General features: G+C 74.6%; 21 protein-coding genes. 13 read left to right on the top strand and 8 right to left on the bottom strand.

All coding sequences use genetic code 11. The features are described from left to right. Window positions 1-17: 17 nt before the first annotated feature. From A6F73_RS42790 to A6F73_RS03260, 4 genes are read right to left on the bottom strand one after another with little or no spacing between them, the layout of a single operon-like run. Window positions 18-818, bottom strand: coding sequence for an ABC transporter ATP-binding protein (locus A6F73_RS42790; protein ID WP_107452813.1), 801 nt, complete (start codon window positions 816-818; stop codon window positions 18-20). Next, window positions 815-1,597 (bottom strand): ABC transporter ATP-binding protein, encoded by a 783-nt coding sequence (locus A6F73_RS42785; protein ID WP_063346356.1) that lies wholly within the window; start codon window positions 1,595-1,597, stop codon window positions 815-817. The genes A6F73_RS42790 and A6F73_RS42785 overlap by 4 nt, the downstream gene beginning before the upstream one ends. Beyond that, the gene (locus A6F73_RS03265) at window positions 1,594-2,541 is read right to left on the bottom strand and encodes an ABC transporter permease (RefSeq protein ID WP_063346355.1); all 948 of its coding nucleotides are present in this window, start codon (window positions 2,539-2,541) and stop codon (window positions 1,594-1,596) included. Before A6F73_RS03265 ends, A6F73_RS42785 begins: the two co-directional genes overlap by 4 nt. Window position 2,542: 1 nt before the next feature. After that, window positions 2,543-3,487, bottom strand: a complete 945-nt coding sequence (locus A6F73_RS03260; RefSeq protein WP_063346354.1) for an ABC transporter permease — start codon at window positions 3,485-3,487, stop codon at window positions 2,543-2,545. A gap of 755 nt (window positions 3,488-4,242) precedes the next feature. On the opposite strand from A6F73_RS03260, the gene A6F73_RS03255 reads away from it, so the two are divergent. From A6F73_RS03255 to A6F73_RS03225, 7 genes are all read left to right on the top strand, one after another. Beyond that, on the top strand, window positions 4,243-5,184 hold the full coding sequence (locus tag A6F73_RS03255) for a response regulator transcription factor (protein WP_079135394.1): 942 nt from the start codon (window positions 4,243-4,245) through the stop codon (window positions 5,182-5,184). A gap of 417 nt (window positions 5,185-5,601) precedes the next feature. Further along, window positions 5,602-6,381 carry a hypothetical protein gene (locus A6F73_RS03250; protein WP_079135393.1) on the top strand — a complete coding sequence of 260 codons (780 nt, stop codon included), beginning with the start codon at window positions 5,602-5,604 and terminating at the stop codon, window positions 6,379-6,381. A 1-nt stretch (window position 6,382) separates the two neighbouring features. Further along, the gene (asnB, locus tag A6F73_RS03245) at window positions 6,383-8,218 is read left to right on the top strand and encodes an asparagine synthase (glutamine-hydrolyzing) (protein ID WP_063346353.1); all 1,836 of its coding nucleotides are present in this window, start codon (window positions 6,383-6,385) and stop codon (window positions 8,216-8,218) included. Further along, on the top strand, window positions 8,215-8,745 hold the full coding sequence (locus A6F73_RS03240; RefSeq protein WP_079135392.1) for a flavin reductase family protein: 531 nt from the start codon (window positions 8,215-8,217) through the stop codon (window positions 8,743-8,745). Before asnB ends, A6F73_RS03240 begins: the two co-directional genes overlap by 4 nt. A 27-nt stretch (window positions 8,746-8,772) precedes the next feature. Next, the gene (locus A6F73_RS03235) at window positions 8,773-10,365 is read left to right on the top strand and encodes a 4-hydroxyphenylacetate 3-hydroxylase N-terminal domain-containing protein (RefSeq protein WP_063346352.1); all 1,593 of its coding nucleotides are present in this window, start codon (window positions 8,773-8,775) and stop codon (window positions 10,363-10,365) included. Continuing rightward, window positions 10,362-11,204 carry a class I SAM-dependent methyltransferase gene (locus tag A6F73_RS03230; protein ID WP_063346351.1) on the top strand — a complete coding sequence of 281 codons (843 nt, stop codon included), beginning with the start codon at window positions 10,362-10,364 and terminating at the stop codon, window positions 11,202-11,204. The genes A6F73_RS03235 and A6F73_RS03230 overlap by 4 nt, the downstream gene beginning before the upstream one ends. A 112-nt stretch (window positions 11,205-11,316) precedes the next feature. Further along, window positions 11,317-12,195 carry a helix-turn-helix domain-containing protein gene (locus A6F73_RS03225; protein WP_244293271.1) on the top strand — a complete coding sequence of 293 codons (879 nt, stop codon included), beginning with the start codon at window positions 11,317-11,319 and terminating at the stop codon, window positions 12,193-12,195. 66 nt (window positions 12,196-12,261) lie between these two features. Here the strand turns inward: A6F73_RS03225 and A6F73_RS03220 are convergent, their stop codons facing one another. Beyond that, window positions 12,262-13,515 carry an MFS transporter gene (locus tag A6F73_RS03220; protein ID WP_159398343.1) on the bottom strand — a complete coding sequence of 418 codons (1,254 nt, stop codon included), beginning with the start codon at window positions 13,513-13,515 and terminating at the stop codon, window positions 12,262-12,264. Between the two features lie 317 nt (window positions 13,516-13,832). Here A6F73_RS03220 and A6F73_RS03215 point away from each other — a divergent pair, with 317 nt between their 5' ends. Beyond that, window positions 13,833-14,711: an alpha/beta fold hydrolase gene (locus tag A6F73_RS03215; protein WP_063346350.1), complete on the top strand. Its 879-nt coding sequence runs from the start codon at window positions 13,833-13,835 to the stop codon at window positions 14,709-14,711. 14 nt (window positions 14,712-14,725) lie between these two features. Here the strand turns inward: A6F73_RS03215 and A6F73_RS03210 are convergent, their stop codons facing one another. Beyond that, entirely contained in the window at window positions 14,726-15,865 is a 1,140-nt protein-coding gene (locus A6F73_RS03210; protein WP_063346349.1) for a PD40 domain-containing protein, read from the bottom strand. Between the two features lie 562 nt (window positions 15,866-16,427). Here A6F73_RS03210 and A6F73_RS03205 point away from each other — a divergent pair. Both A6F73_RS03205 and A6F73_RS03200 read left to right on the top strand, forming a co-directional pair. Next, window positions 16,428-16,805, top strand: coding sequence for a hypothetical protein (locus A6F73_RS03205; protein WP_063346348.1), 378 nt, complete (start codon window positions 16,428-16,430; stop codon window positions 16,803-16,805). Between the two features lie 151 nt (window positions 16,806-16,956). Beyond that, window positions 16,957-17,184, top strand: coding sequence for a DUF6059 family protein (locus A6F73_RS03200; protein WP_063346347.1), 228 nt, complete (start codon window positions 16,957-16,959; stop codon window positions 17,182-17,184). A 19-nt stretch (window positions 17,185-17,203) separates the two neighbouring features. On the opposite strand, the gene A6F73_RS03195 is transcribed toward A6F73_RS03200, so the two are convergent. Together A6F73_RS03195 and A6F73_RS03190 are read right to left on the bottom strand one after the other, a co-directional pair. Further along, window positions 17,204-18,541: a cation:proton antiporter gene (locus A6F73_RS03195; protein ID WP_063346346.1), complete on the bottom strand. Its 1,338-nt coding sequence runs from the start codon at window positions 18,539-18,541 to the stop codon at window positions 17,204-17,206. 98 nt (window positions 18,542-18,639) lie between these two features. Then, window positions 18,640-19,884, bottom strand: coding sequence for an FAD-dependent monooxygenase (locus tag A6F73_RS03190; RefSeq protein ID WP_063346345.1), 1,245 nt, complete (start codon window positions 19,882-19,884; stop codon window positions 18,640-18,642). Between the two features lie 174 nt (window positions 19,885-20,058). Between A6F73_RS03190 and A6F73_RS03185 the strand changes: the two genes are divergently transcribed. From A6F73_RS03185 to A6F73_RS03175, 3 genes are all read left to right on the top strand, one after another. Continuing rightward, window positions 20,059-21,339, top strand: coding sequence for a beta-ketoacyl-[acyl-carrier-protein] synthase family protein (locus A6F73_RS03185; RefSeq protein ID WP_279634872.1), 1,281 nt, complete (start codon window positions 20,059-20,061; stop codon window positions 21,337-21,339). Continuing rightward, the gene (locus tag A6F73_RS03180; protein ID WP_063346343.1) at window positions 21,336-22,544 is read left to right on the top strand and encodes a ketosynthase chain-length factor; all 1,209 of its coding nucleotides are present in this window, start codon (window positions 21,336-21,338) and stop codon (window positions 22,542-22,544) included. The genes A6F73_RS03185 and A6F73_RS03180 overlap by 4 nt, the downstream gene beginning before the upstream one ends. Window positions 22,545-22,648: 104 nt before the next feature. Then, window positions 22,649-22,903 (top strand): acyl carrier protein, encoded by a 255-nt coding sequence (locus tag A6F73_RS03175; RefSeq protein ID WP_063346342.1) that lies wholly within the window; start codon window positions 22,649-22,651, stop codon window positions 22,901-22,903. Window positions 22,904-22,905 lie beyond the last annotated feature (2 nt).

Raw genomic sequence — 22,905 nt, 5'->3', positions numbered from 1 at the left:
GGAGCTTCGGCGGCGGGTCACGCGACGCCGGTGGCGGCCTCCAGCAGCGCCCGGGTGTACGGGTGCGCGGGGGAGTCCCAGAGCAGGCCGGCCGGGCCCTCCTCGACCACCTGGCCGTGCCGCAGCACCAGCACCCGGTGGGCGAGGTGCCGGACGACGGCGAGGTCGTGGGAGATGAACAGGTAGGCCAGGCCGGTGCGTTCCTGGAGATCGGTCAGCAGGTCGAGCAGGCGGGCCTGCACGCTGCGGTCGAGGGCGGAGGTCGGTTCGTCGCAGACGACCAGGTCCGGTCCGGTGGCCAGGGCCCGGGCGACGGCCACCCGCTGGAGCTGCCCGCCGGACAGCTCCCGGGGGTAGCGGTCGGCGAGCGCGGGCTCCAGGCCGACCTGGGTGAAGAGCCGGGCGACGGCCGCGGCGCGTTCGGCGCGCGGTGTGCCGTGCAGGCGCAGCGCGAAGGCGACCGCCTCCCCGGCGCGCAGGCTGGGGTTGAGCGATCCGCGCGGGTCCTGCGGGACGAACTGGAGGCGGCCCCGCAGCGCCCGGTCGGCGCGGCCGCGCAGCCGGTACGGATCGCGGCCGGCGAAGCGGACGCTGCCGGCGTCGGGGGCGAGCACCCCGAGGGCGAGCCGGGCCAGGGTGGACTTCCCCGAGCCGGACTCGCCGACCAGGCCGACGGTCTCGCCCGGCGCGACGGTGAGGCTGACGGCGTCCAGGGCGGTCCGGTCGCCGTAGCGCTTGGTGACGGCGTCGACGACCAGGACCGGGCCTGGGCGGGTGTGGTCTACGGCGTCCGGCCGGGTGTGGGCTACGGCGTTCATCGGCGGGCTCCTGGTTCGGCGGCCACCAGGGCGGCGGTGAAGGCGTGTTCCGGGTCGCCCAGCACCCGTTCGGCGGGCCCGAGTTCGACGATCCGGCCGGCCCGCATGACCGCCACGGTGCCGCCGATCCGGCGGGCCGCCGCGAGGTCGTGGGTGACCAGCAGCAGGGCGATGCCGCAGTCGGCGCGCAGGGTGGTGAACAGGTCGAGGATCCGCCCGCGGATCAGCGCGTCGAGCGCGGTGGTCGGCTCGTCGGCGATCAGCAGTTCCGGGCCGCAGCAGATCGCGACGGCGATGGCGGCGCGCTGGCGCAGGCCGCCGGAGAGCTCGTGCGGGTAGGCCCGGGCGACGCGTTCCGGGTCCGGGATGCCGGCGGTGGCGAGCAGCTTCGGGACGGCCGCGCGGGCGGCCCGGCGGTCGGCGGCGATCCCGTGCCGCCGCAGCACCTCGGCGAGCTGCGGGCCGATCCGGCGCAGCGGGTCGAGCGAGGCGGTCGGGTCCTGCGGAACGTAGCCGATCCGCCGGCCGCGGACGTCGGCCAGTGCGCGTTCGCCGAGCGCCCGCAGGTCCGTCCCGGCGAGCCGGATGCCTCCGGTGACGGCGGCGCCGTGCCCCGGCAGCCCGAGCACTGTGCGGGCGACGGTGGTCTTGCCGCTGCCGGATTCGCCGAGCAGCACCAGGGAGCGGCCGGCGGGCAGGGTGAGGGAGACGTCGTCGACGGCCCGGACCCCGCCGGGGTACTCGACGGTCAGGCCGTTGATCTCCAGCAGCGTGCTCATGCGCCCACCCGCTTCGCGGCTCCCGGCCGGGCCGAGCCGTCGGCCGAGCGGTCGGCTGAGCGGTCGGTGGACTGGTCGGTGGACCGGCTCGCGGCGGCGGGGGCGGCGTGCGCCAGCAGGGCGCCGGTGTCGCCGACGCGGGTGCGCAGCGTCTCGCCGAGGGTGTTGAAGACGACCGAGACGGCGATGATGACCAGGGCCGGCAGCACCGCCACCCAGGGGTGGGTGAGCAGCGAGGGCCGCAGCTCCTCCAGCATCGCGCCCCACTCGGCGGTGGGCGGGGCGACCCCGAGCCCGAGGAAGGACAGCCCGGCGGCGTACATGATGGCCAGCCCGACCAGCGAGGACGCGTACACCAGGACCACCGGCGCCACCACCGGGGCGACCTGGCGCAGGACCAGCGACCCCCAGCCGGCGCCGCTGACCCGGGCGGCCACCAGGTATTCGGCGGCCCGGACGCGCCGGGTCTCGGTGAACGCGACCCGTGCCACCGCGGGGGTGAGCACCACCGACAGCGCGAGCACGGTCGCGCCCAGGCCGGGCGTGAGCAGCGAGGCGATGGCGATCGCCAGCAGCACCCCGGGGAAGGCGTAGAGCACGTCCAGCAGGCGCAGCAGGGCCTGTTCGGTGATCCGGCCGCCGAGCCCGGCCACGACGCCGAGCAGGGTGCCGACGACGGCGGCCACCGCGACCGGGACGAGCCCGCCGGTGAGCGAGGCGCGCCCGGCCCAGATCAGCCGGCTGAGCAGATCGCGGCCCTGGCCGTCGGTGCCGAGCAGGTGGCCGGGGCTGCCCGGGTCGAGCAGCCGGTCCGCCAGCCGCCCGGCGGCCGGGTCATACGGGGCGACCAGTGGCGCGGCGAGCGCGAGCAGGACCAGCAGCGCCGCGAGGGCGGCGGGGACGGTCAGGCCGAGGTTGCCCCGGCTGAGGACACGTGACGTCACATCAGTTCCTTACTCGCGGGTCGATCGCCGCGTGCGCCGCGTCCACGAGGATGTTGACGCCGACGAACGCGACCGCCACCACCAGCACCCCGCCCTGCACCAGGGGCAGGTCGCGGGAGGTGAGCGCGTCGTACAGCAGCCGGCCGACGCCGGGCCAGGCGAACAGGGTCTCCACGAAGATCACCCCTTCCAGGAGGTAGGCGAGTTGCAGGCCGCCGATGGTCAGCAGCGCCGGCGAGGCGTTGTGCACGCAGTGCCGCAGCACGGTGGCCGGGCGCAGGCCGCGGGCGCGCAGCGAGTCGGCCAGCTCGCCGGCCAGCACGCCCCCCAGCGCGGCCCGGAACACCCGGGCGGTGAGCCCGAGCGGGACGAGCGCGGCGGCCACGGCCGGCAGGATCAGGTGGCGGGCCAGGTCGGGCAGGCCGCCGGAGCCGAACACGTCGTGCGTGCCCCCGGCCGGCAGCCAGCGCAGGCCCACGGCGAAGACGGCGATCAGCAGCAGGGCCACCGAGTACTGCGGGGCGGAGACCGCGAGGGCGGACAGCGTGCCGGAGATCCGCCCGCCGGGGCCGCGCGGGCGCAGCGCGCCGACGGCGCCCAGCGCCACCCCGCCGACCAGCACCAGCAGGAAGGCGGCCGCGGTCAGGGTCAGCGTCTGGCCGAGCGCCGGGAGCAGCAGGTCGGCGACCGGGCGCTGGCCGGAGACGGAGGTGCCGAGGTCGCCGGTGAGCGCGTGCCAGAGCCAGGAGGCGTAGCGGACGGGCAACGGCTGGTCCAGGCCGAGCCGTTCGGAGAGCTCGCGGCGGGCCTCGGGCGGTGCGCCCGGCCCGAGGAAGAGGGCCACCGGATCGCCGGGGACGAGCGTGACGGTCGCGAAGACGACGGCGGTGACGCCGAGCAGGGTCGGTACGGCCAGCAGGAGGCGGCGCAGCAGGAAGCGGGTCACCCGGCCCTCCGTGGCGTGGCGCCGGACTGGCCGGCGGCGGGCCGGTTGGGCGGGGCGGGCATGGGGCTGGTGGTCCTTCCGGGAGGGGCGGTTCGGGAGCGGGTCGGGGAGCGGTTCGGGACGGTCGCCGGTGGTGACCAGCAGTCACCGGCGGCGTCCGGGGTGCTGGACCGCCGGACCGGGGCCGTGGGACGGGCCGTTCGCCGGGGGGCGGATGCCGCGTCCGGGCGGGATCGGGTGCCGGAGCACGGGTCGGGCGGTCCGTGGGACGGGGGACGTCGGTGCCGCTCCGGCAGCTGCGGCCGCTTGAAGGAGCGTTGCGGACCGGTGGCCCGGACAGCCAGTCAGCACTTGATGCTGTTACTCCTGGTCACAGCATCCGGAGTGTCAGGACCGCCACTGCCCAGGACGCCGAGCCCCGGTTCCGTCCTTGACCTGCACAAGGAACCGGACCTAGGGTTCCCCGCATGGCTATTCGGCGGACCGACATCACCCTGGTCGGGATCGGCGGCTCGTGGCACCGACGGTGTTTCGACGAGCTCTGTCGCCCGCGCGCTGCGCGCTGACCGCCCCGTTCCCAGCCGCTGCGGTCGGCGCCCCTCCCCAGTCCCGGATTCCGCAGCCGACGCCCGTGCGCGTCCTCGACGGATCCTCGCCGCAGCACCCGTGCCCACCGGGCCGGCCCGCCACCAGCAAGGGGACCGTATCGCCATGCCGTACCTCAGACGCCCTGCCTCCGCCCCCGGGGGTGCGCGATGGCAGCAGTGAGCAAGCTCGCCGTCCCGGCCGGCCCGCGCGGCCGCCGGATTCCCGCCCGACGCGGTGCCTGCGGCGGCGCCACCCTGGTGGACGCCCCCGCCGCGGGCGCGCCGCCGGTGCACGCCGCGCCCCCGGCGCAGGCCGAGATCGACAACCCGCTCGACCTGATCGCCGGTCACCAGCTGCTGGCGGAGACGGTGACGCCGCCACCGTCGGTCGGGCCGACCGCCACCGGTTGCGGGTGCGGCCATCCGATGTGCGTGGAGGAGGACCGCGACCGCACCGCCGACGCCCGGGTGTTCCTGGTCGAGCGGCACTCGGTGGCCAGCGCCGGGCTGCGCAGCGTGCTGACGACCGTGCCCGGACTGGCCGTGGTCGGGTCCACCGGCGACCCGCTGCGCGCGGTGGCCGCCGTGCGCCGGGTCGCCCCCGACGTCATCCTGCTCGGCCGCGGCGCGAGCCTGGAGGCCGACCTCGCCGTCGTGGTGGCGCTGCGCGGCCCGGACGCGGCGCCCGACGCCCGGGTGCTGCTGCTGCGCCGGGCCGAGTCGACCGCCGAGGCGAGCCGGATGCTGCTGGCCGGGGCCAGCGGCTGCTTCCCGCTCGACCTGGCCGAGGACCGGATCATCAGCGCCGTCCAACTCGCCGCGGCGGGCGGGTCGGTGTTCCTGCCGGCGCCGCCGCCGGCCCGGACCCACGCGGCGGCGCCCCCGCAGCACGTCGGCGAACTGCCGCCGCAGCACGCCGGACTGACGGATCGTGAGCACGAGGTGCTGGTCCAGCTCGGGCTCGGGCTGAGCAACGCCGAGATCGGGCGGGAACTCGCCCTGGCCGAGGCGACCGTGAAGAAGCACCTCACCCAGGCCATGCGCAAGATCGGGCAGCCCGACCGGCTGCGCGCCGCGCTCTACGCCCACCGGCACGGCCTCGCCGGGTAGGGCGGGTCTGACAATTCCCGCCGGGCGCGCGACGCCGGGCATCCCGGCTGGACGCACCGGCGAAACGTCCAAGTACGGCCCAGTACGAGGACGCTTCGCCGGCACGCCCAGCCGGGCGCCCAACGCCGCGCGCTGATCCGACGCGAATTGTCAGACCCGCCCTGTTCGTCCCAGCACATCTTCGTCACCACCCTCCGGAGGGCGGGCCCCGCAGCACGCGGGGCCCGCCCTCCGTCGTGTTCCGGCCGCCTCCCGCAGGTGACCTTCGGAGCATGCGCGAGGCGACGATCGGCGCCCTGAGCGGCGCCGTTCGGGGCTACCGGGGCGCCTGGCCCGCTCCGTAGCGTGGCGGGAAACGACCACCACACGACGGTCCGAAGGATCGTCCAGCCGAAGGGAGATGGCCCGATGGGGGGTGTGTCCGACAGGACCGGCGGTCCGACCGGTTCCACCGGTGCGGCGGGTGCCGACGCCGGCCCGCGCACGGCGGTGCTGGCCGCCGCGAGCCACCGGAGCCCCGGCGCGGAGCAGCCGAGGTCCCCGTACCGCGCGATGTCGGACGCCGAGCGATCCGCGCTCTGGCGCCAGCGGCTGCACGAGGCAGAGGCGGGCCTGACGCGGTACCTGGTGTCGCGCGGGAACGGGCTGCACCTGACCGACTGGTTCGTGCTGCAGTCCGAGCTCTTCGCCGACCTCCCCGCGCCGGACGCCCCGGCCCCGGAGTGGCAGCGGGTGTTCTTCCGCGACCAGGCGCTGATGGAACGTTTCCTCGTGCGCCGCTACGGCGAGGAGGGGCTGGGGGACTGGGCGCGGTCCAATGCCGAGGTGCACCGCGAGGTCGAACCCGACCACGGCCGGGGCGCCGCCGACCCGATCCACCGGATCGCCCGGCAGGCCGAACTGTACGGCTCGGAGTACGAGTTCGACGACGAGGAGCCGCCCGGCGCCGAGCACGCGGCGCTCACCATCACGCACTGTGCGATCTGGGACTACCGGGAGAAGGCCCGCCGCTCGGGCGTCCAGCTGACCCTCGCCTCGCCCTGCACCTACTGCACCGAGGCGCTGTCCGCCAACATCCGCGCCAAGGGCTACCGGCCCGCGCACCGCCTGACCAACGGCCCGACCGGCCACGGCTGCCGCTGGGAGTCGAGCGCCGCAGCCGGGCCCGCCGCCAACGACGAACCGGGGGAGTCCTGAGATGTGCGGTGTCACCGGCTGGATCGACTGGGACACCGACCTGCGCCACCAGGCGCGGACGGTCCGGGAGATGACCGCCACCCTGGCCTGCCGCGGCCCGGACGCGGACGGCGTCTGGCTCTCCCGGCACGCCGCGTTCGGCCACCGCCGGCTGTCCGTGATCGACCTGGACGGCGGGGCCCAGCCGCTCGCCGACCGCCCGGGGCCCGACGCCGGCGCCGTCCTCTGCTACAACGGGGAGCTCTACAACCACCGCGAGCTGCGCGCGCAACTGGAGGCCCTCGGGCACGTCTTCCGGACCCGCTCCGACACCGAGGTGGTCCTGCGGGCCCACCTCCAGTGGGGCAAGGACGCGCCGACCAGGTTCAACGGCATCTTCGCCTACGCCCTGTGGGACGCCGCGCGCGAGGAACTGCTGCTGGTCCGCGACCACCTCGGCATCAAGCCGCTGTACTGGCACGCCCACGCCACCGGGGTGCTGTTCGGCTCCGAGCCCAAGGCGGTGCTCGCGAACCCGCTGTTCCGCGCCGAACTGGACACCGAGGGCATCGCCGAGCTGTTCGCGCTGCCCGCCGCGCCGAGCGCCGGCCACGGCCTGTTCCGCGGGCTGCACGAAGTCCGGCCCGGCCACCTGGTGGTCGTCGGCCGCGGCGCCACCCGCGAACTCCGCTACTGGCGGCTGGAGTCGGCCGAGCACCGGGACGACGCCGCGACCACCCGCGGCACCGTCCGGGACCTGCTCGCCGACGCCGTCGAGCGGCAGCTGATCAGCGACGTGCCGCTGTGCACCCTGCTCTCCGGCGGCGTCGACTCCAGCGCCGTCACCGCGCTGGCCGCGGCCGCCCGCGAGCGGGCCGGCCACGGGAAGATCGCCAGCTTCTCGGTGGACTTCCCCGGCAGCACCGACCGCACCCCGGACGCCTGGCGGACCACCCTCGACGCCCCGTACGTGCAGGCCGCCGCCGAGCACATCGGCACCCTGCACACCACCGTCCTGGTGCCCGACGACGACCTGCTGGACGCCCGCGACGCCGTCCTGCGCGCCCGGGACCGGCCCGGCTGGGGCGAGATGGACGCCTCGCTGCACCTGCTCTTCCGCGAGGTGCGGCGGCGCTCCACGGTCGCGCTCTCCGGCGAGGCCGCGGACGAGATCTTCGGCGGCTACCCGTACTTCCACGACGCGCAGGCCGTCGCCGCGCCGACCTTCCCGTGGCTGCACGGCAAGGCCACGCCGGCGGACCTGCTGCGCCCGGACGTCCGGGCCGAGGTGCGCCCCGAGGAGTACACCACCGCCGCCTACCACCGCTCGCTCGGCGAGGTGTCGCGCCTGCCCGGCGAGTCGGCCGCCGACGCGCGGATCCGCGAGGTCTTCCACCTCGCGCTCACCCGCTGGCTCCCCCCGCTGCTGGACCGGGTGGACCGGGTGTCGATGTCGGTCGGCCTGGAGGTGCGGGTGCCGTTCTGCGACCACCGCCTGGTGGAGTACCTGTGGAACGTCCCGTGGGCGCTCAAGGCGCCGGACGGGCGGGCCAAGGGCCTGTTCCGGGACGCCGTCCGGGACCTCCTCCCGCCGCAGGTCGCCGACCGGCCCAAGAGCGGCTACCCCTCCACCCCGGCCGTCCGCTACACCGAGGTGCTCACCGCCCGGGCGCACGAGCTGCTGGCCGACCCGAACGCGCCGGTCTTCGAGCTGGTGGACCGCGAGCTGGTCCGCCGGCTGCTCGCCGAGGGCCGCCCGCTGCCCAGCCCGCGCACCGCGCCGAACCCGGTGGGCGGCCTCGACCACCTGGTCCAGGTCGACGAGTGGCTGCGCGCCTACCGGGTGGGGCTGCGATGAGCGGCCCCGCGGCGGCCGTGACCACGGCGAAGGCCACCGAGGAGGCCTTCCGGGCCGCCTCCCGCGGCTGGACCACCGGGGTCGCGGTGGTCACCACCCGCGCGGACGAGGAGGTCTTCGCCAAGACGGTCTCCTCCTTCAGCACCCTCTCCCTCGACCCGCTGCTGGTCACCGTCGCGGTCAGCCGCCACAGCCCGCTCGTGGCCGCGGCCCGCGCCGCCGGACGGTTCGGCCTCTCGGTCCTGACGGACGGCCAGTCGGCGGTGGCCCGGCGCTTCGCCACCCCCGGGGCCGGGCGCGCGCTCGGCGGCTTCACCGCGGTGCCGATGCGCACGGCCGTCACCGGTGCCCCGCTCGTCGACGACGCCCTGGCCTGGTTCGACTGCCGGCTGCACGGCACCCTGCCCGGCGGCGACCACACCATCCTGGTCGGCCGGGTCGCCGCCGCGGACCGCGGCGACGGCGACCCGCTGCTCTACCACGACGGCCGGTACCGCGTGATCGACCCGAAACCCTTGAACCCTTGAACCCTTGACATCAAACGGAGTTGGCGCATGACACTGCTGGGCACCATCACCGGCCGCGGCGCACCCGCCACCGCCCGCGGCCTGCTGACCGGCGACCGGTACCGGGCCGAACTGGACGACGGCCGCGAGCTCTACCTCGACGGCAAGCGCATCGCGAACCCCGCCGAGCACCCCGCGTTCCGCCCGGCCGTGGACGAACTGGCCCGCCTGATCGACCTCCAGCACGACCCGGCCCACCGCGACCTGCTCACCTGGGAGGACCCGGACAGCGGCCTGCGGCTGGCCCGCGCCTACCAGCCCCCGCGCACCCTGGAGGACCTGCGGCTCCAGCGCCGCAGCGCCGAGCTGTGGCACGCCGAGGCACTCGGACAGCAGGGCCGCTCACCCGCCTTCATGGCCTCGATCGCGGTCGGCGTCTACGACTTCCGGCACCGGCTGGCCGGCGCCGACCCGCGCTTCGGCGCCAACGCCGAGGCGTGGTACCGGCATTGCGCGAGCAACGACCTGGTCCTCTCGCACGCCCTCGGCGACCCGCAGATCGATCGCTCCGCCAACCCGCTGGACGACCCGGACCTCGCCCTGCGCGTCGTGGAGGAGAACGACCGGGGCATCGTGGTGCGCGGCGCCAAGCAGCTCACCACGCTCGCCCCGATCGCCCACGAGGTGCTGGTCTACCTCTCGGCGTCGTTCACCGAGGGCCGGGGCGAGCAGTTCGTGACCTGGTTCGCCCTGCCGCTCAACACCCCCGGCCTGATCACCCTCGCCCGCGAACCGCTCGGCAGCGCCTCCTGGGGGCACGCCCACCCGCTCGGCGCGCGGTTCGACGAGCAGGACGCGATGCTCTTCTTCGACGACGTCCTGGTGCCCTGGGACCGCGTCTTCCTGCTGCGCGACGCGAACCTGGCGCGCACCGGCCTCGGCCGGATCAACGCCTGGAGCGCCTACGTCGGCCACATCCGCTACCGCGAGCGGCTGCGGACCCTGCTGGCCAGCGCAACCCTGGTCGCCGAGTCGATCGGCGTGGACGGCTTCCGCAACATCCAGGAGGACCTGGGCCGTCTCGCCGGGTACGCCGAACTGACCGAGTACTTCCTCGACGCCGCCGAGGCGCGCGGCGGCCTCACCGACGGCGGCCTGTTCGCCCCCGGCGACACGGCGGCCTCCCGGGTCTGGTCGGCCGAGGTGGCCGGCAGCGCGGTCGAGATCGTCCGCAAGATCGGCGCCTCCGGGCTGCTCATCCAGCCCACCGCCGGCGACCTCGCCAACCCCCGGCTGCGCCCGCACCTGGACCGCTACATGCGCGGCCGGGACATCGACGCCGAACGCAAGGCCCGGCTCTTCCGGATCGCCTGGGAGCTGACCGGCGACGGCTTCGGCCAGCGCCAGGACCTCTACGAGTACGTGCACCGGGGCGACCTGGCCCGCAACCGGATCAACCTCTTCAAGCGCTACGACCAGAGCGCCGCCCGCGAGCGGCTGCTGAAGCTGGTCGACCAGGGTGTCGCGGAGCAGCCCGCCGTCGTGGAGCCGTCCGCCGCGGAGCAGCCAGCTACCGACCAGCCGTCCACCGCACAGCCGTCCACCGAGCAGCCGTCCACCGTGGAGGAGAACCAGCCGTGAGCACGTCCGCCGTCGAGATCCAGGCCCGCACCCTCGCGGGGTACGCCGACGCCAGCCGGCTGCGCCAGGTCCAGGACCGTGACTGGGTGCTCGACCAGGTCACCGGAGCCCCCGAATCCCTGATCGACCTCGGCAGCGGGATCGGCCAGCTGCTCCAGGAGGCCCTGGAGCGCTTCCCCTCCCTGCGGCGCGCCGTCGGCCTGGAACGCTCCGAGCACCGCATCGCCGAGGCCGCCGCCCGGCTCCAGCCCTACGGCGAGCGGGTCGCCCTGCACCGGGCCGACCTCACCGTGCCCGAGCCGCTGCCGTTCCGGGCCGACCTGATCACCCAGACCTCGGTGCTGCACTGGCTGTACCCGGACGAGGAGCGGATCTTCGCCTGGGCCGGCGCCCACCTCACCCCCGGCGGCCGCTTCCTGCTCACCACCTACCACCCGGCCCGGGACGAGCGCGGCCTCGGCGGTGAGGACGAGCTGGTCCGCGACGCCCTGGTCGCCCTCGGCACCCCGTACGACGAGGTGCCCGGCGTCCTGGAACGCGCCGGGGTGCTGCCGATCGCGACCCGGACCAGGACCGTCGACGAACTCGCGGCGGTGGTGGGCCCGCACCTCGCGGTGGCCGGCCACCTGGAGCGCGACGCCGTGGTCACCGTCGACGGCGCCGCCCAGTACGAGCACTTCCACGCCGCCACCTTCGGGGACTACTACAGCCGCGCGGTGCCGGCGCAGCAGCGGCCCGCCTTCTTCCGCGCGGTCGGCGAGAGCGCCTGGCGCCGGCAGCAGGAGCGCGGCCACGTCAGCCACATGCCCGTCCGGCTGTGGCAGCTGACGTCTCGTTAACAACATGTGTAGCCCGCCGCTCACCCCTGGGGTGGGCGGCGGGCTGCGTCTACGCTGGTGGCAGCCCACACCCCCGCATTCGACGGCACCGACCAGGGCCGAGGAGCCAACCGTGTCAACTCCCCCCGCAGGCAGGGAACTCGGCGCCTTCCTGCGCGCCCATCGCGAGCTCCTCAAGCCCTCCGACGTCGGCCTCACCGCCACCACCCGGCGCCGCACCCCCGGTCTGCGCCGCGAGGAGGTCGCCTCCCTCTCCGGCGTCGGCCTGGCCTGGTACACCTGGGTCGAGCAGGGGCGGGTCACCGCCTCCCGGCAGGTGCTGGAGGCGATCGCCCGGGTGCTGCGGCTGGACGCGGCCGGGCTGCGGCACGCCATGCGCCTGGCCGGCTACCACGAGCCGACGGCGGCCGCCGCCTCGGAGGACGGTGCCGACCGGCTCGCCGAGGCCATCCGGCCGGTCCTGGACTCCTGGCCCACCAGCCCGGCCGTCCTGCTCGACCGCCACTTCGACCTGCTCGGCTGGAACGCCGCCTGGGTCGCGCTCTGGGGCTCGCCCGAGTTCGTCCCCGCGGACCGGCGCAACCTGATGTGGGTGATGGCCGCCGACCACCGGGTGCGGGCCGTGTTCCGCGACTGGGAGCCGCTCGCGATGAACGTCTTCCAGCAGTTCCGGGCGCAGGCCGGCCCCGCCCTGGCCGACCCCCGCACCGGCGAGGTCTACCGGCACCTGGACGAGGACGCGCCCGAGTTCCGGCACTGGTGGGGCTGCCACTCGGTGGCGGAGCTGACCGTCCGCACCGTCACCGTCGAGCCGGCCGGGCTCGGACCGGTCCGGCTGACGCTGTCGTCCTTCCACCCGGTGGACGACCCGACCGCGACGGTGCTGCTGTTCACCCCGCACGGCGCCGCCGACCGGGCGCGGATGACCGAACTCGTCGATCATCCGTTGCGCGCGGTCGGCGGCGTGGAGGGGGAGCGCCGGGTCGGCTGAGCCGCCGGCCCTGCCGGGCATCCCGGTCGTTCCGGCGGGGCCTCAGGTGCCCGATGCGGCGGGGCCTCAGGCGCCCGATGCGGCGGACCGGCGCAGGCCGAGGCTGACCGCCAGCGCGCCCAGGGCGGCCACCAGCGCGAGCCCGGTGCCGATCAGCAGGGTGCCGTCCGTGACGTTGCCGAAGGTGCCGATCGCCCAGGCGCCGAGGCCGGTGCCCGCGTACATGGTCGAGGTCAGCCACGCGCTGGAGGTCGCGCGCAGCTCCGGGGCGATGGTGCCGGCCAGCGTCTGCTGGTCCGTCACGAAGCCTCCGGAGGCGAGGAACCACACCACCACGCCGGCCAGGGCGAGGACCAGGCCGGGCCCCTTGGCCGCCAGCGCGACGCCCGCCGCCAGCAGCACGCCCCACAGCGGCAGCATCGGCAGGTCGGAGCGTCCGGCGGTCCTGGCCCGGTCCCCGAGCCGGCCGCCCAGCAGCGAGCCGACCAGGCTGCCCGCACCGACCAGCACGCCCACCAGACCCAGGGCCTGCACCGACAGGTCGAAGCGCTGCACCAGCACCGCGCCGAGGAAGGTGTAGGCGCCCAGGTTGGCCGTGTTGAACACCGTGTTGACCAGCAGGGCGCGCCGCAGCGTCGGGTCGGCCCAGCCCGCCAGGATCGCCCGGACCGCCCCCACCTGCGGCGCGGCCGCCTGCGCCGAGCGGCGCTGGACCTGGCTCAGCAGCAGCGGCACGGCCGCCGCGGTGCCGATGGTCAGCGCCCAGAACGCCGACCGCCAGCCGGCCAGTCCGGCGAGGAAGCCGCCGAGCGGCACGCCGATCACCTGGCCGCAGGAGAACAGCGCCATGCCCAGGCCGAGGGCCCGCCCGCGCACCGCCTCCGGCGCGGTCTCGGCGATGTGCGCCCAGATCGCCGGCCCGGCCGCGGCCGCCGCCAGCCCGGCCACCGCGCGGGAGACGACCAGCAGCGTCAGCCCGGTGGAGAGGGCGGCCGCCGCGTTGGACACGACGAACAGCAGGGTGCCCGCCACCAGGGTGCGGCGGCGGCCGAACCGGTCGCTCAGCAGCCCGAGGAAGGGCGCCGCGACGGCGTACACCAGCACGTAGGCGGTGACGCTGGAGGCGGCGGCCGCCTCGGTGGTGTGCACCGAGTCCGCGATGGTCGGCAGCAGCGGCGACACCAGGAAGGTCTCCGTGCCGAACAGGAACAGCAGGAGGAACACTCCCGCGTAGCGCCACCGGTCGAAGGCCTGGGCCGGCGCCAGGGGCGGGACGTCCTCGGCCTGTTCGGGTCGGGGCGGGTCGGAGATGCTGCTCACAGCGATCACCACCTTGTCGTGCGAGGGAGCGGCCGGGCCTTCGGACGGCAGGCGGAAGCGGCCGCGACGGGAGGGCAGGAGTCCGATGCGGCCATCCTGCGGACGGCCCTCGCGGCCAGCCAGACAGGCGGTCATCCTGTGACCCCAGGTCACAGGCTGCCGCCCTGGTCCGGCCGGTGGCACGGCGGCCGACCACTGACCGACCCCGCCGCCGCCCGCCGCCTCGCAGGTCGGCCGAGGGTGGTCGCGATCACCGGGGAAGTGAGGTTAGGCTAACCAAACTTGATGGCTGGTCGAGGGTGAGGGCGGTGCCGGGGATGCACAGTCAGGGTGAGCCGGGGCGGGCGCGGACACGGGACGGCCGGGAGCTGTTCTACATGCGGCGGCCGGGGCCCGGCGGCGAGGGCGTGCCGACGGTCGTGCTGGAAGGCGGGCTCGCCTCCAGCCGCTCGTACTGGGCGCCGGTGCAGCTCCGGCTGGACGGGGTCGCGGCGACGGTGGCGTACGACCGCAGCGGGCTCGGCCGCAGCGCGCCGGACCCGGCGCCGCGCCCGCTGCGCCGCCTCGCCGAGGACCTCAACGACCTGCTCGACCACCTCGGCGGCCTCGGCCCCGGGCCGTTCGTCCTGGTCGGGCACAGCTGGGGCGGGCCGATCGTCCGGATCGCCGCCGCGGCCCGCCCCGAGCGGATCGCGGGCCTGGTGCTGGCCGACCCGACGGACGAGTCCTGCGACCTGGTGTTCGCGCCCTCGGTGCGCCGCCAGGAGCGGATCGGGCAGGCGGTCAGCATGCTGCTGGCCCGCACCGGACTGCTGGCCCGGGCCTTCCGGCCGATGCTCGAAGCCCTGCCGGCGGACGCCGCGGCCGAGATGCGCGAGGAGGGGTTCACCGTCTCCACCATCCGCACCCGGGGGGCCGAACTCGGCTCGGTGGTGGCGGACTTGACCGCCATGAAGGAGAACCCGCCGGCCCTGGGCGGCATCCCGCTCACGGTGGTCTCGGCCGTCCGGACCTCGACCGGCATGGGCTCGAAGGTCCGGGAGGCCGTGAACGCCTCCCATGCTTACCGCGTCGGCCGGGCCGATGCCGGCCGCCACGTACTGGCGGCCGACGCCGACCATCTGGTGCCGACCAGCGACCCCGACACCCTGGCGCGCGAGATCCGGCGGATCGTCGAGGGCCGGGCACCCGCCTAAAAATTGACTGGCCGTCAGTTTCCGATGATCTCCAGGCTGGCGACGATGCCCGGAACGCCGCCGGGGTAGGTGTTGCCGCCGAGGTAGAAGGTGTGGCCGTCCGGGGCGAGTGCCAGGCCGGTGGCGAGTTCCACCTTCTGCGGGTTCACCGTCTCGGCGGGGACGAGCGCGTGGGCCTCGGTGTCGTAGGAGAGGATCACGCTGTCGTAGTGGTAGCCGGGAGGGGTGGGTCCGCCCGGGGCGACGAAGACGGTCGACTTGGAGATGAAGTACAGGCGGCTCCCGTCCGGGCTGACGACCGGGTAGCGGAGGTCGGTGTTGCCCGGTGCGAAGTGGAAGTTCTCGGTGACGGTATCGGTCTCGGTGTCGACGAGGTAGTCGCTCTCGTAGCCGCCGAGGCCGTACAGCGTGCTGCCGTCGGGGCTGAGCACCGCGCCGCCGGAGGTGCCGTGTCCGGCGGTGAGGGTGCGGACGGTGGTGAGCGAGGTGGGCGTGGCGGCCAGGTGGACCAGGCCGGCTCCGGTGGTGACGTACAGGTCCTGGCCGTTGGGGCGCAGGACGATCGAACCGACGCTGAAGTCGGTGACGCCGACGGAGGCGGTGAAGGTACCGGTGGCGGTCGAGTATGCGAGGACCCGGGCGGGCTGGAAGCCCCAGCGCTGCCGTGGCCCGTTCTGGGCCAGGTAGACGCCGGCGCCGTCCGGGCTGACCACGAGGGAGCTCGGTGAGCCGTCCACGTAGCCGTCGGGGTGCGGCTGGACCGGGAGCAGGACGTCGGCGGCCACCGTATCGCTGTCGGTGTCGATGGTGACCAGGTGCTGCGCCCCCACGGTCGCGTACAGCCGCGTGCCGTCGGGGCTCATCGCCAGCGCGCCGACGAAGGAGTTCGCGGCGGTGGAAAGGGTGAGTCGGGCGGTGATCCCGCCGGTCCGGGTGTCGACGACCTTGACCGCGGGCGTGCCGCGGGGGTCGTCGGTCACCCCGACGTAGGCCTTCGTGCCGTCCGGGGTGACGGCGGTCGTCGGGTACGCGTACCCCACCGGGACGACCTGGGGGGCCGTGGTGGTGGCGGGCTGTGCGGTGGCGACCCCGGTTCCGGTGGTCAGCAGCAGGCCGACCGATGCCGCGGTGCCCAGCCAACGGGCCCTTGCCATGAGCGACTTCACGAAATCCTCCCCTGTGACACACGATGCGTCCGCATCGGCGGGAGCCAGAGTATGGGGCGGGGAAGGCGAGTTGGGCGCCGATGACGCAGTCGACGATTCGGCGTAGACGCCATGGCGCCCATGCCTACGGCACATGACGGGGCGCGTGACGGGGCACCCGGCGGGCGCGACGCTGCCCGGATCACCGCCGCTCAGCGCATGACGCGGCCCCGCTCAGCGCGTGAGCCCCGCTCAGCGCACGAGGCGGCCCCGGTGCCGGGGAATCCGTGCACCGGGGCCGCCTCGTCGTGCCGTCGTGCCGTCGTGCTGTCGTCCGGCGGCCCGCGGTGGCGACGTGTGGCCGTCCGTGCGTACGGAACGCGTCAAGATGTCCGGCGGCGGCAACCGGGTGGGCCGGAACGACCGTCCATGCCATCAGAAGCACTGATCGATCGTCAGGGGAGCCCGGCCGTCGGGCCGGACTGCCCCTGGCGCGGCATCGTCGTAGGGCGACGTCCGGCAGGCGCCGTCCGAGTCCGCGTCCGACCGACCACCACATGGGGGAACGCTCATGACACAGCTGCTCATCGAAGAGAACTTCCAGCACCTCGACGGCCAGGACGTGGAGTCGCTGATCGAGGCCCTCGCTGAGTTCGGTCTGAACGCGGAGCCCACCCAGCCCCGCACGGGGACCCGAAACGGCGAGTGGGCACTCGTCCTGCACTGGCTCGGGGACGACATCGGGCCGATCACCGAGGACGCCGTGACGACGGCGCTCGTCATGGCGGTGACAGAGGTGCTGGGCCGGGCGCACTCGGCCGGGCCCGGCGGGACCAGCGTGCGGCGCCGCACGCTGCCGGTCCGCATCGACATCCGCGGACGTACGGGAGAGCTGATCACGTCCGTTGCGGTGCCGGGTGCGAAGGCGGCGCCGTCGGCTGCGTCGTGATGGCACGGCGGGGCCGCGGTGGCCGGGCGGCGTGCCGCAGCCGGCCCCGTCGCCTCCCGCGGCTGAAGCGCGGTGGCGGTCGGCTGGAGGTGGCCGACCCGCTCGAACGCTGCTGTACGGGCGCTCCGAGGCGGCCCGCCATCCTCGGCGGATGCGCTGCTCACTGCTCGGTTCCTGCCTGCGCTCGCTGCTGCGAGGCCTGATCGCCCTCGGGCAGCTGTCGGGGTACGCCCCGCCGGTCGCGCCGCCGCCTCCCGCTGGTCCCGGGCCGGGCCACCCGGAGCGGCTCCGCCCCGACCTGCCGCTCAGCGACGTCGAGAGGGAGCTGCGCAGGCAGCTGCGCGACATCTCCGGTGGACCGGTGCCGCGCGACTTCTGACCCCTTCGGGGCCGGACGGTCAGGAGTTGCTGGACACCGCCTCGGGGGCGGCCGAGCGGGCGCGGAGCGATGGTGATGGCGTGCCCCGCGGGGCGACGCGTCGCAGCAGCGGCCCGGTCATCAGGGTCGTGACGAGGGCCATGACCACCATCGCGCTGAACATCCGGGTGTCGATGACGCCGAGCCGGTGGCCCACGTTCAGGATGACGAGCTCGGTGAGGCCTCGGGCGTTGAGCAGGATACCGAGGGCGGCCGCCTCCCGCCTGGTCGAGCCGGTGAGCCGGGCAGCGGCGGCGGCACCGGCGAACTTGCCGACGCAGGCCGTCACCAGCACCGCGGCCACGATGACCAGGCCGTGCCACCCGATGCCGGTCAGGTCGACGGCCAGTCCCGTGACCGTGAAGAAGGCCGGCAGCAGGAGGAGGCCGGCCTGCTCGATGCGCTCCGGGACCTCGGGCGCGAGGGCGTCGATCCGGTCGCGGGGCACCGCCGCGCCGAACATGAAGGCGCCGAAGACGGCGTCCAGGCCGATCTCGCCGGTGACCCAGGCGGAGAGCAGTGTCCCGGTGACGAGGACGGCGTGGATCCACGGTCCGCCGACGGCGCGGCGCCGCTCCGGCGCCAGCAGCCAGCCGAGGGCGGGGCGGACGACGCAACCGAGGACGAGCACGACGACGACCGTGTTCAGCGCCAACCGTCCGAGCGCCCAAGGGCTCTGGGCGTTCACCACGGCCACTACCACGGCCAGCGCACACCACGCGAGGAAGTCCTGCAGGGCGGCGCAGGCGAGCGACAGGGTGCCGAGCGGATCCTGGTGCATCCCGCGTTCGGCGATGATCCGGGCGAGGACGGGGAAGGCCGTGATGGACATCGCCGTCCCCAGGAACAGGGCCGGGCCCAGCCAGCCGGTGGTTCTCAACTGGGAGGCGTCGAACCAGGGTTGGAGCAGCACCGCGAGGCCCAGGCCGAGCGCGAAGGGCAGTGCGACGGAGCTGAGCGACACCGCCGTCACCCGGCGCCCGGCGCCCCGCAGATGGGCGGTGTCGAACCGGTACCCCACGATGAACATGAAGAAGACCAGGCCGAGTTGGGAGAGCACCCGCAGATGGGGCTGGACCTCGGGGGGGAACAGGACGGCGTCCAACCGTCCCGGGAGCAGACCGATCAGGCTGGGCCCGAGGGCGACCCCGCCGACGATCTCACCCATGACGGCGGGCTGGCGCAGCCGGACGGCCAGTCTCCCGCAGACGAACGCGGTGCCGAGGATGACGGCCAGGGCGACGAGCACACCGCCCGCCGTCGCCGCCTCGGTCGGCCCGGCGGCCGACAGTTGATGCGGATCGATCAGTGGAGTCATCACGCTCTACCTCTTCGCTCGGTGCCCCGGTGAGGGCGGCTGCCAGGCCGGTACGGGAAATGGGGTGACGTACCGGGAGGGTGGGGGGAGGGCGCCGGTCACCGTCCGGTGGAGCCGAGCAGATCGGTCCGCAGCCGGACGGGCGAGGTGCCGAAGGCGATCCGGCGCAGCATCGCGCCGTAGAGCGGGGTCCTGGACACCAGAGCCGCCGTCCGCGGGCGGATCGCCGAGGAGAGGCGCCCGGTGGAGAGCATCATCCGGCTCTGGATCCGCTGGATCCGGGTGATCCGGTCCACCTCGGGCCTGCGCAGCGCTGTGTACCGGTCGAGCCGGGCCGCGCCGGCGTCGGCGCTGCGCACCGCCTCGACCAGGACGGGGTGAGCCGCGACGGCGTCCCGAATGGCGAGGTTGATGCCCTGCGCGCCGATCGGGCTGTGGGTGTGGGCGCTGTCGCCGATCAGCACCAGCCCGTCGCGCACCCACTCCTCGGCGCTGCCGGAGAAGACGTCGAGCAGGGACAGGTCCCCGAAGCCGGTGATCTCCTCACGGATGCGCTCGGCGTACTCCGGTGCGGCGTGGCACAGTTGCTCGATGATGTGGTCGGCTCCCCGGTCGGCCAGCCGACGGAAGCCGCCGTGCGGGAGCGTCCAGCCGAGCTGGAGCGAGTCGGGCACCGAGGAGTAGCTCAGGACCGGATTGCCGCCGGCCCGGAAGACCCGGACGTCCCGCGTGTGCCCGGTGCTCCGCTGCGGCGCTCCGCTCAGCCGGAACCAGAGGACGTCCTGGCTGAACAGCTCCTGGCGCCGGTAGCCGATGCCGGCGAGGGTGCGGATCTTCGAGAAGCGGCCGTCCGCCGCGACCACGCACCGCGCCCGGATCACCTGCTCGCCCGCGCCGCCGGGCCCGGCGGCGACCGCCCCGCGGACGACGCCGCCCTCCTCCACCAGCCCGCTCGCCCTGGTGCCCGCCAGGTAGCGGAAGCCGTCGTGCCGTGCGCAGGCGGCCAGCAGCTCGGCCAGCAGGTGGCGTTGTGGCAGGCTCAGCAGGCAGTTGTACGGTCCGGGCAGCCGTCGGTAGTCACCGTTGATGAGGATCCGGCCGCGCTCCTCCAGCAGGAAGCGTTGGTGCTCGACGGCGCCGTGCGCCCGCGCCGGGCGGAGGACGCCCAGCTCGTCCAGCAGTGCCTGGCCGCCGGGCTGGAGGATCTCGCCGCGGTACGTCCGGTCCAGCGAGCGGCTGCGTTCCAGCAGGGTGACCCGCACGCCGGAGCGGACCAGGAGCAGGGCGAGCGTCAGCCCGGCGGGGCCGCCGCCGACCACGCAGATGTCGGTGTCGATGTCCATGCGACCAGAGGCTAGGCAGCACTCCTCAACGCCGGTTCGCGCGGCGGGCCGCGCGGCAGGTGGACGGCGGCTCGAATCCGCCGCGAGGGCGGGAGCCGACGATCGGTGCCGGCGGATTTCTTCTCACGGACAGGAGGCGATCGGGTATGTCGGATGCGGAGCGGGGGAGCAGCGGTGTCAGGTGAGGACGGGCGGCGCCGCGTGGTGGTGACCGGGATGGGGGTGGTGGCCCCCGGCGAGGTCGGCACCAAGGCGTTCTGGGAGTTGCTGACCGCGGGCCGGACGGCGACCCGGACGATCTCGACGTTCGACCCGTCGCCGTTCAGGTCCCGGGTGGCCGCCGAGTGTGATTTCGATCCGGTGGCCAGTGGTCTGACCCAGCGTCAGATTCGGCAATGGGACCGCACCGCGCAGTTCGCCATGGTGGCGGCGCGCGAGGCACTGGCCGACTCCGGGGTGTCGGGGTCGAACGATCCGCTCCGCACCGGGGTGATGGCCGGGACGGCGTGCGGGATGACGATCAGCCTCGACCGCGAGTTCGCCGTGGTCAGCGACGAGGGCCGGCGGCAGCTGGTCGACGACGCCCACGGTGTGCCCTATCTGTACGACTACTTCGTGCCGTCCTCGATGGCGACCGAACTGGCCTGGCTGGTGGAGGCCGAGGGGCCGGTGGGTGTGGTCTCGACCGGGTGCACCTCCGGTATCGACGTGATCGCCCACGCCTGCGACCTGATCCGTGACGGCGAGGCGGACGTGATGCTGGCCGGTGCGTCGGACGCGGCGATCTCTCCGATCACGGTGGCCTGCTTCGACGCGATCAAGGCGACCTCGCCGCGCAACGACGAGCCGGAGAGCGCCTCGCGGCCGTTCGACCTGACCCGCAACGGCTTCGCCCTCGGCGAGGGCGCGGCGATGTTCGTCCTGGAGGAGCGCGAGCACGCGCGCCGACGCGGCGCGCACGTCTACGCCGAGGTCACGGGGTACGCCGGGCGCTGCAACTCCTACAGCATGACGGGGCTGCGGCTGGACGGGAACGAGATGGCGGAGGCGATTCGGGTCGCGCTCGACCGGAGCCGGATGAATCCCGAGGACATCGCGTACGTCAACGCGCACGGCTCGGCCACCAAGCAGAACGACCGGCACGAGACGGCCGCGTTCAAACGGAGCCTCGGCGAGCACGCCTACCGGGTGCCGGTCAGCTCGATCAAGTCGATGATCGGGCACTCGCTGGGCGCGGTCTGTGCCCTGGAGTTCGCCGCCAGCGCGCTGGCGATCGAGCACTCGGTGGTTCCGCCGACGGCCAATCTGCACGTGCCCGATCCCGAGTGCGATCTGGACTACGTGCCGCTGGTGGCCAGGGAGCAGCGGGTGTCCACGGTGCTCAGCGTGGCCAGTGGTTTCGGTGGCTTCCAGAGCGCGATCGTGCTGGCCGAGCCGGAATGGAGCGGGGCATGACGAAGGTCGTGGTGACCGGTATCGGCGTGGTGGCGCCGAACGGCTGGGGTGTGGAGGAGTACTGGGAGGCCACGCTGGCCGGCCGTTCGGGCCTCGGCCCGGTGACCCGCTTCGACTCGGCCGGCTACCGGGCGCACGTGGCCGGTGAGGTGAACTTCCGGCCGGAGGACCATCTGCCGAGCAGGCTGCTGCCCCAGACCGACCACATGACCAGGCTGGCGCTGGTGGCGGCGGAGGAGGCCCTGGCCGACGCGGGGGCGGACCCGGCGACGATGCCGGACTTCGCCGCCGGGGTGGTCACGGCCGCCTCCGCCGGCGGGTTCGAGTTCGGGCAGCGGGAGCTGACGGCGCTGTGGAGCAAGGGCCCGGCATACGTCAGCGCGTACCAGTCCTTCGCCTGGTTCTACCCGGTCAACACCGGGCAGATCTCGATCCGGCACGGCATGCGGGGCCCCGGCTCGGCGCTGGTGGCCGAGCAGGCGGGCGGGTTGGACGCACTGGCCAAGGCGCGGCGGCACGTCCGGGAGGGCACCGCGTTGATGCTGGCGGGCGGGGTGGACGGCTCGCTCTGCCCGTGGTCGTGGCTCTGCCTCACCCGCAGCGGCACGGTGAGCCCGGAACGGGACCCACGGCGGGCCTTCCTGCCGTTCGACGCCGACGCGTCGGGCGGGGTGCCGGGGGAGGGCGGTGCGCTGCTCGTCCTGGAGGATCCCGAGCGGGCGGCCGGGCGCGGGCAGCGCCGCCACTACGGGGAGGTGGCCGGCTACTCGGCCACCTTCGACCCGCGCCCCGGTTCCGGGCGTCCGCCCGGGCTGCGGCGGGCGATCGAGGCGGCGCTGGCCGACGCCGGGGCCGGCCCGTCCGACATCGACGTGGTCTTCGCCGACGCCAGCGGGGTGGCCGAGCGGGACCGGGCGGAGGCCGAGGTGCTGAGCGCGGTGTTCGGACCGCGCGGGGTGCCGGTGACGGCGCCCAAGACGATGACCGGCCGGCTGCTCGCCGGGGGTGCCCCGCTGGACGTGGCCGCGGCGCTGCTGGCCATGCGGGACTCGGTGATCCCGCCCTCCGTCCACCTCGGACGGCCCGCCTTCGGTGAGCTGGACCTGGTGGGGGACCGGCCGAGGCCGTCCCGACTGGGGAGCGCGCTGGTACTCGCCCGTGGGCACGGCGGGTTCAACAGCGCGCTGGTGCTGACGGGTTGCTGACCGACCGCTGACCGACTTCCGACCGACTGCAGGCGAGCCGCGGAAGCGGCCGCCGAAGAACCGACCGACGATCGACCGACGATCGACCGAACTGAGGAAACGCCATGGCAGAGTTCACCCTTGACGATCTGATCACCACGCTGCGCGAGGCCGCGGGCGTCGACGAGGGCGTCGACCTCGACGACGTCCTGGACGTGCCCTTCGAGGCCCTGGGCTACGACTCGCTGGCGCTGTTCAACACCGTCAACATGATCGAGCGGGACCGGAGCATCGCGCTGCCGGACGACGTCGTGGTCGAGGCCAGGACCCCGCGGCAGCTGCTGGCCGCGGTCAACCTGAGCCTGACCCAGGTGGGTTGAGC

The sequence above is a fragment of the Streptomyces sp. MJM8645 genome, from assembly GCF_001625365.1.
Taxonomy (GTDB): domain Bacteria; phylum Actinomycetota; class Actinomycetes; order Streptomycetales; family Streptomycetaceae; genus Kitasatospora.
The sequence above is the reverse complement of the archived record's forward strand: the minus strand, read 5'-3'. Positions and strand labels throughout refer to the sequence as shown.

Coding starts and splice junctions, on each gene's coding strand:
- A6F73_RS42790 (WP_107452813.1), bottom strand. CDS start 818: ATGAACGCCGTAGCCCACACCCGGCCGGACGCCGTAGACCACACCCGC.
- A6F73_RS42785 (WP_063346356.1), bottom strand. CDS start 1,597: ATGAGCACGCTGCTGGAGATCAACGGCCTGACCGTCGAGTACCCCGGC.
- A6F73_RS03255 (WP_079135394.1), top strand. CDS start 4,243: ATGGCAGCAGTGAGCAAGCTCGCCGTCCCGGCCGGCCCGCGCGGCCGC.
- asnB (WP_063346353.1), top strand. CDS start 6,383: ATGTGCGGTGTCACCGGCTGGATCGACTGGGACACCGACCTGCGCCAC.
- A6F73_RS03240 (WP_079135392.1), top strand. CDS start 8,215: ATGAGCGGCCCCGCGGCGGCCGTGACCACGGCGAAGGCCACCGAGGAG.
- A6F73_RS03235 (WP_063346352.1), top strand. CDS start 8,773: ATGACACTGCTGGGCACCATCACCGGCCGCGGCGCACCCGCCACCGCC.
- A6F73_RS03215 (WP_063346350.1), top strand. CDS start 13,833: ATGCACAGTCAGGGTGAGCCGGGGCGGGCGCGGACACGGGACGGCCGG.
- A6F73_RS03210 (WP_063346349.1), bottom strand. CDS start 15,865: ATGGCAAGGGCCCGTTGGCTGGGCACCGCGGCATCGGTCGGCCTGCTG.
- A6F73_RS03205 (WP_063346348.1), top strand. CDS start 16,428: ATGACACAGCTGCTCATCGAAGAGAACTTCCAGCACCTCGACGGCCAG.
- A6F73_RS03200 (WP_063346347.1), top strand. CDS start 16,957: ATGCGCTGCTCACTGCTCGGTTCCTGCCTGCGCTCGCTGCTGCGAGGC.
- A6F73_RS03195 (WP_063346346.1), bottom strand. CDS start 18,541: ATGACTCCACTGATCGATCCGCATCAACTGTCGGCCGCCGGGCCGACC.
- A6F73_RS03190 (WP_063346345.1), bottom strand. CDS start 19,884: ATGGACATCGACACCGACATCTGCGTGGTCGGCGGCGGCCCCGCCGGG.
- A6F73_RS03180 (WP_063346343.1), top strand. CDS start 21,336: ATGACGAAGGTCGTGGTGACCGGTATCGGCGTGGTGGCGCCGAACGGC.
- A6F73_RS03175 (WP_063346342.1), top strand. CDS start 22,649: ATGGCAGAGTTCACCCTTGACGATCTGATCACCACGCTGCGCGAGGCC.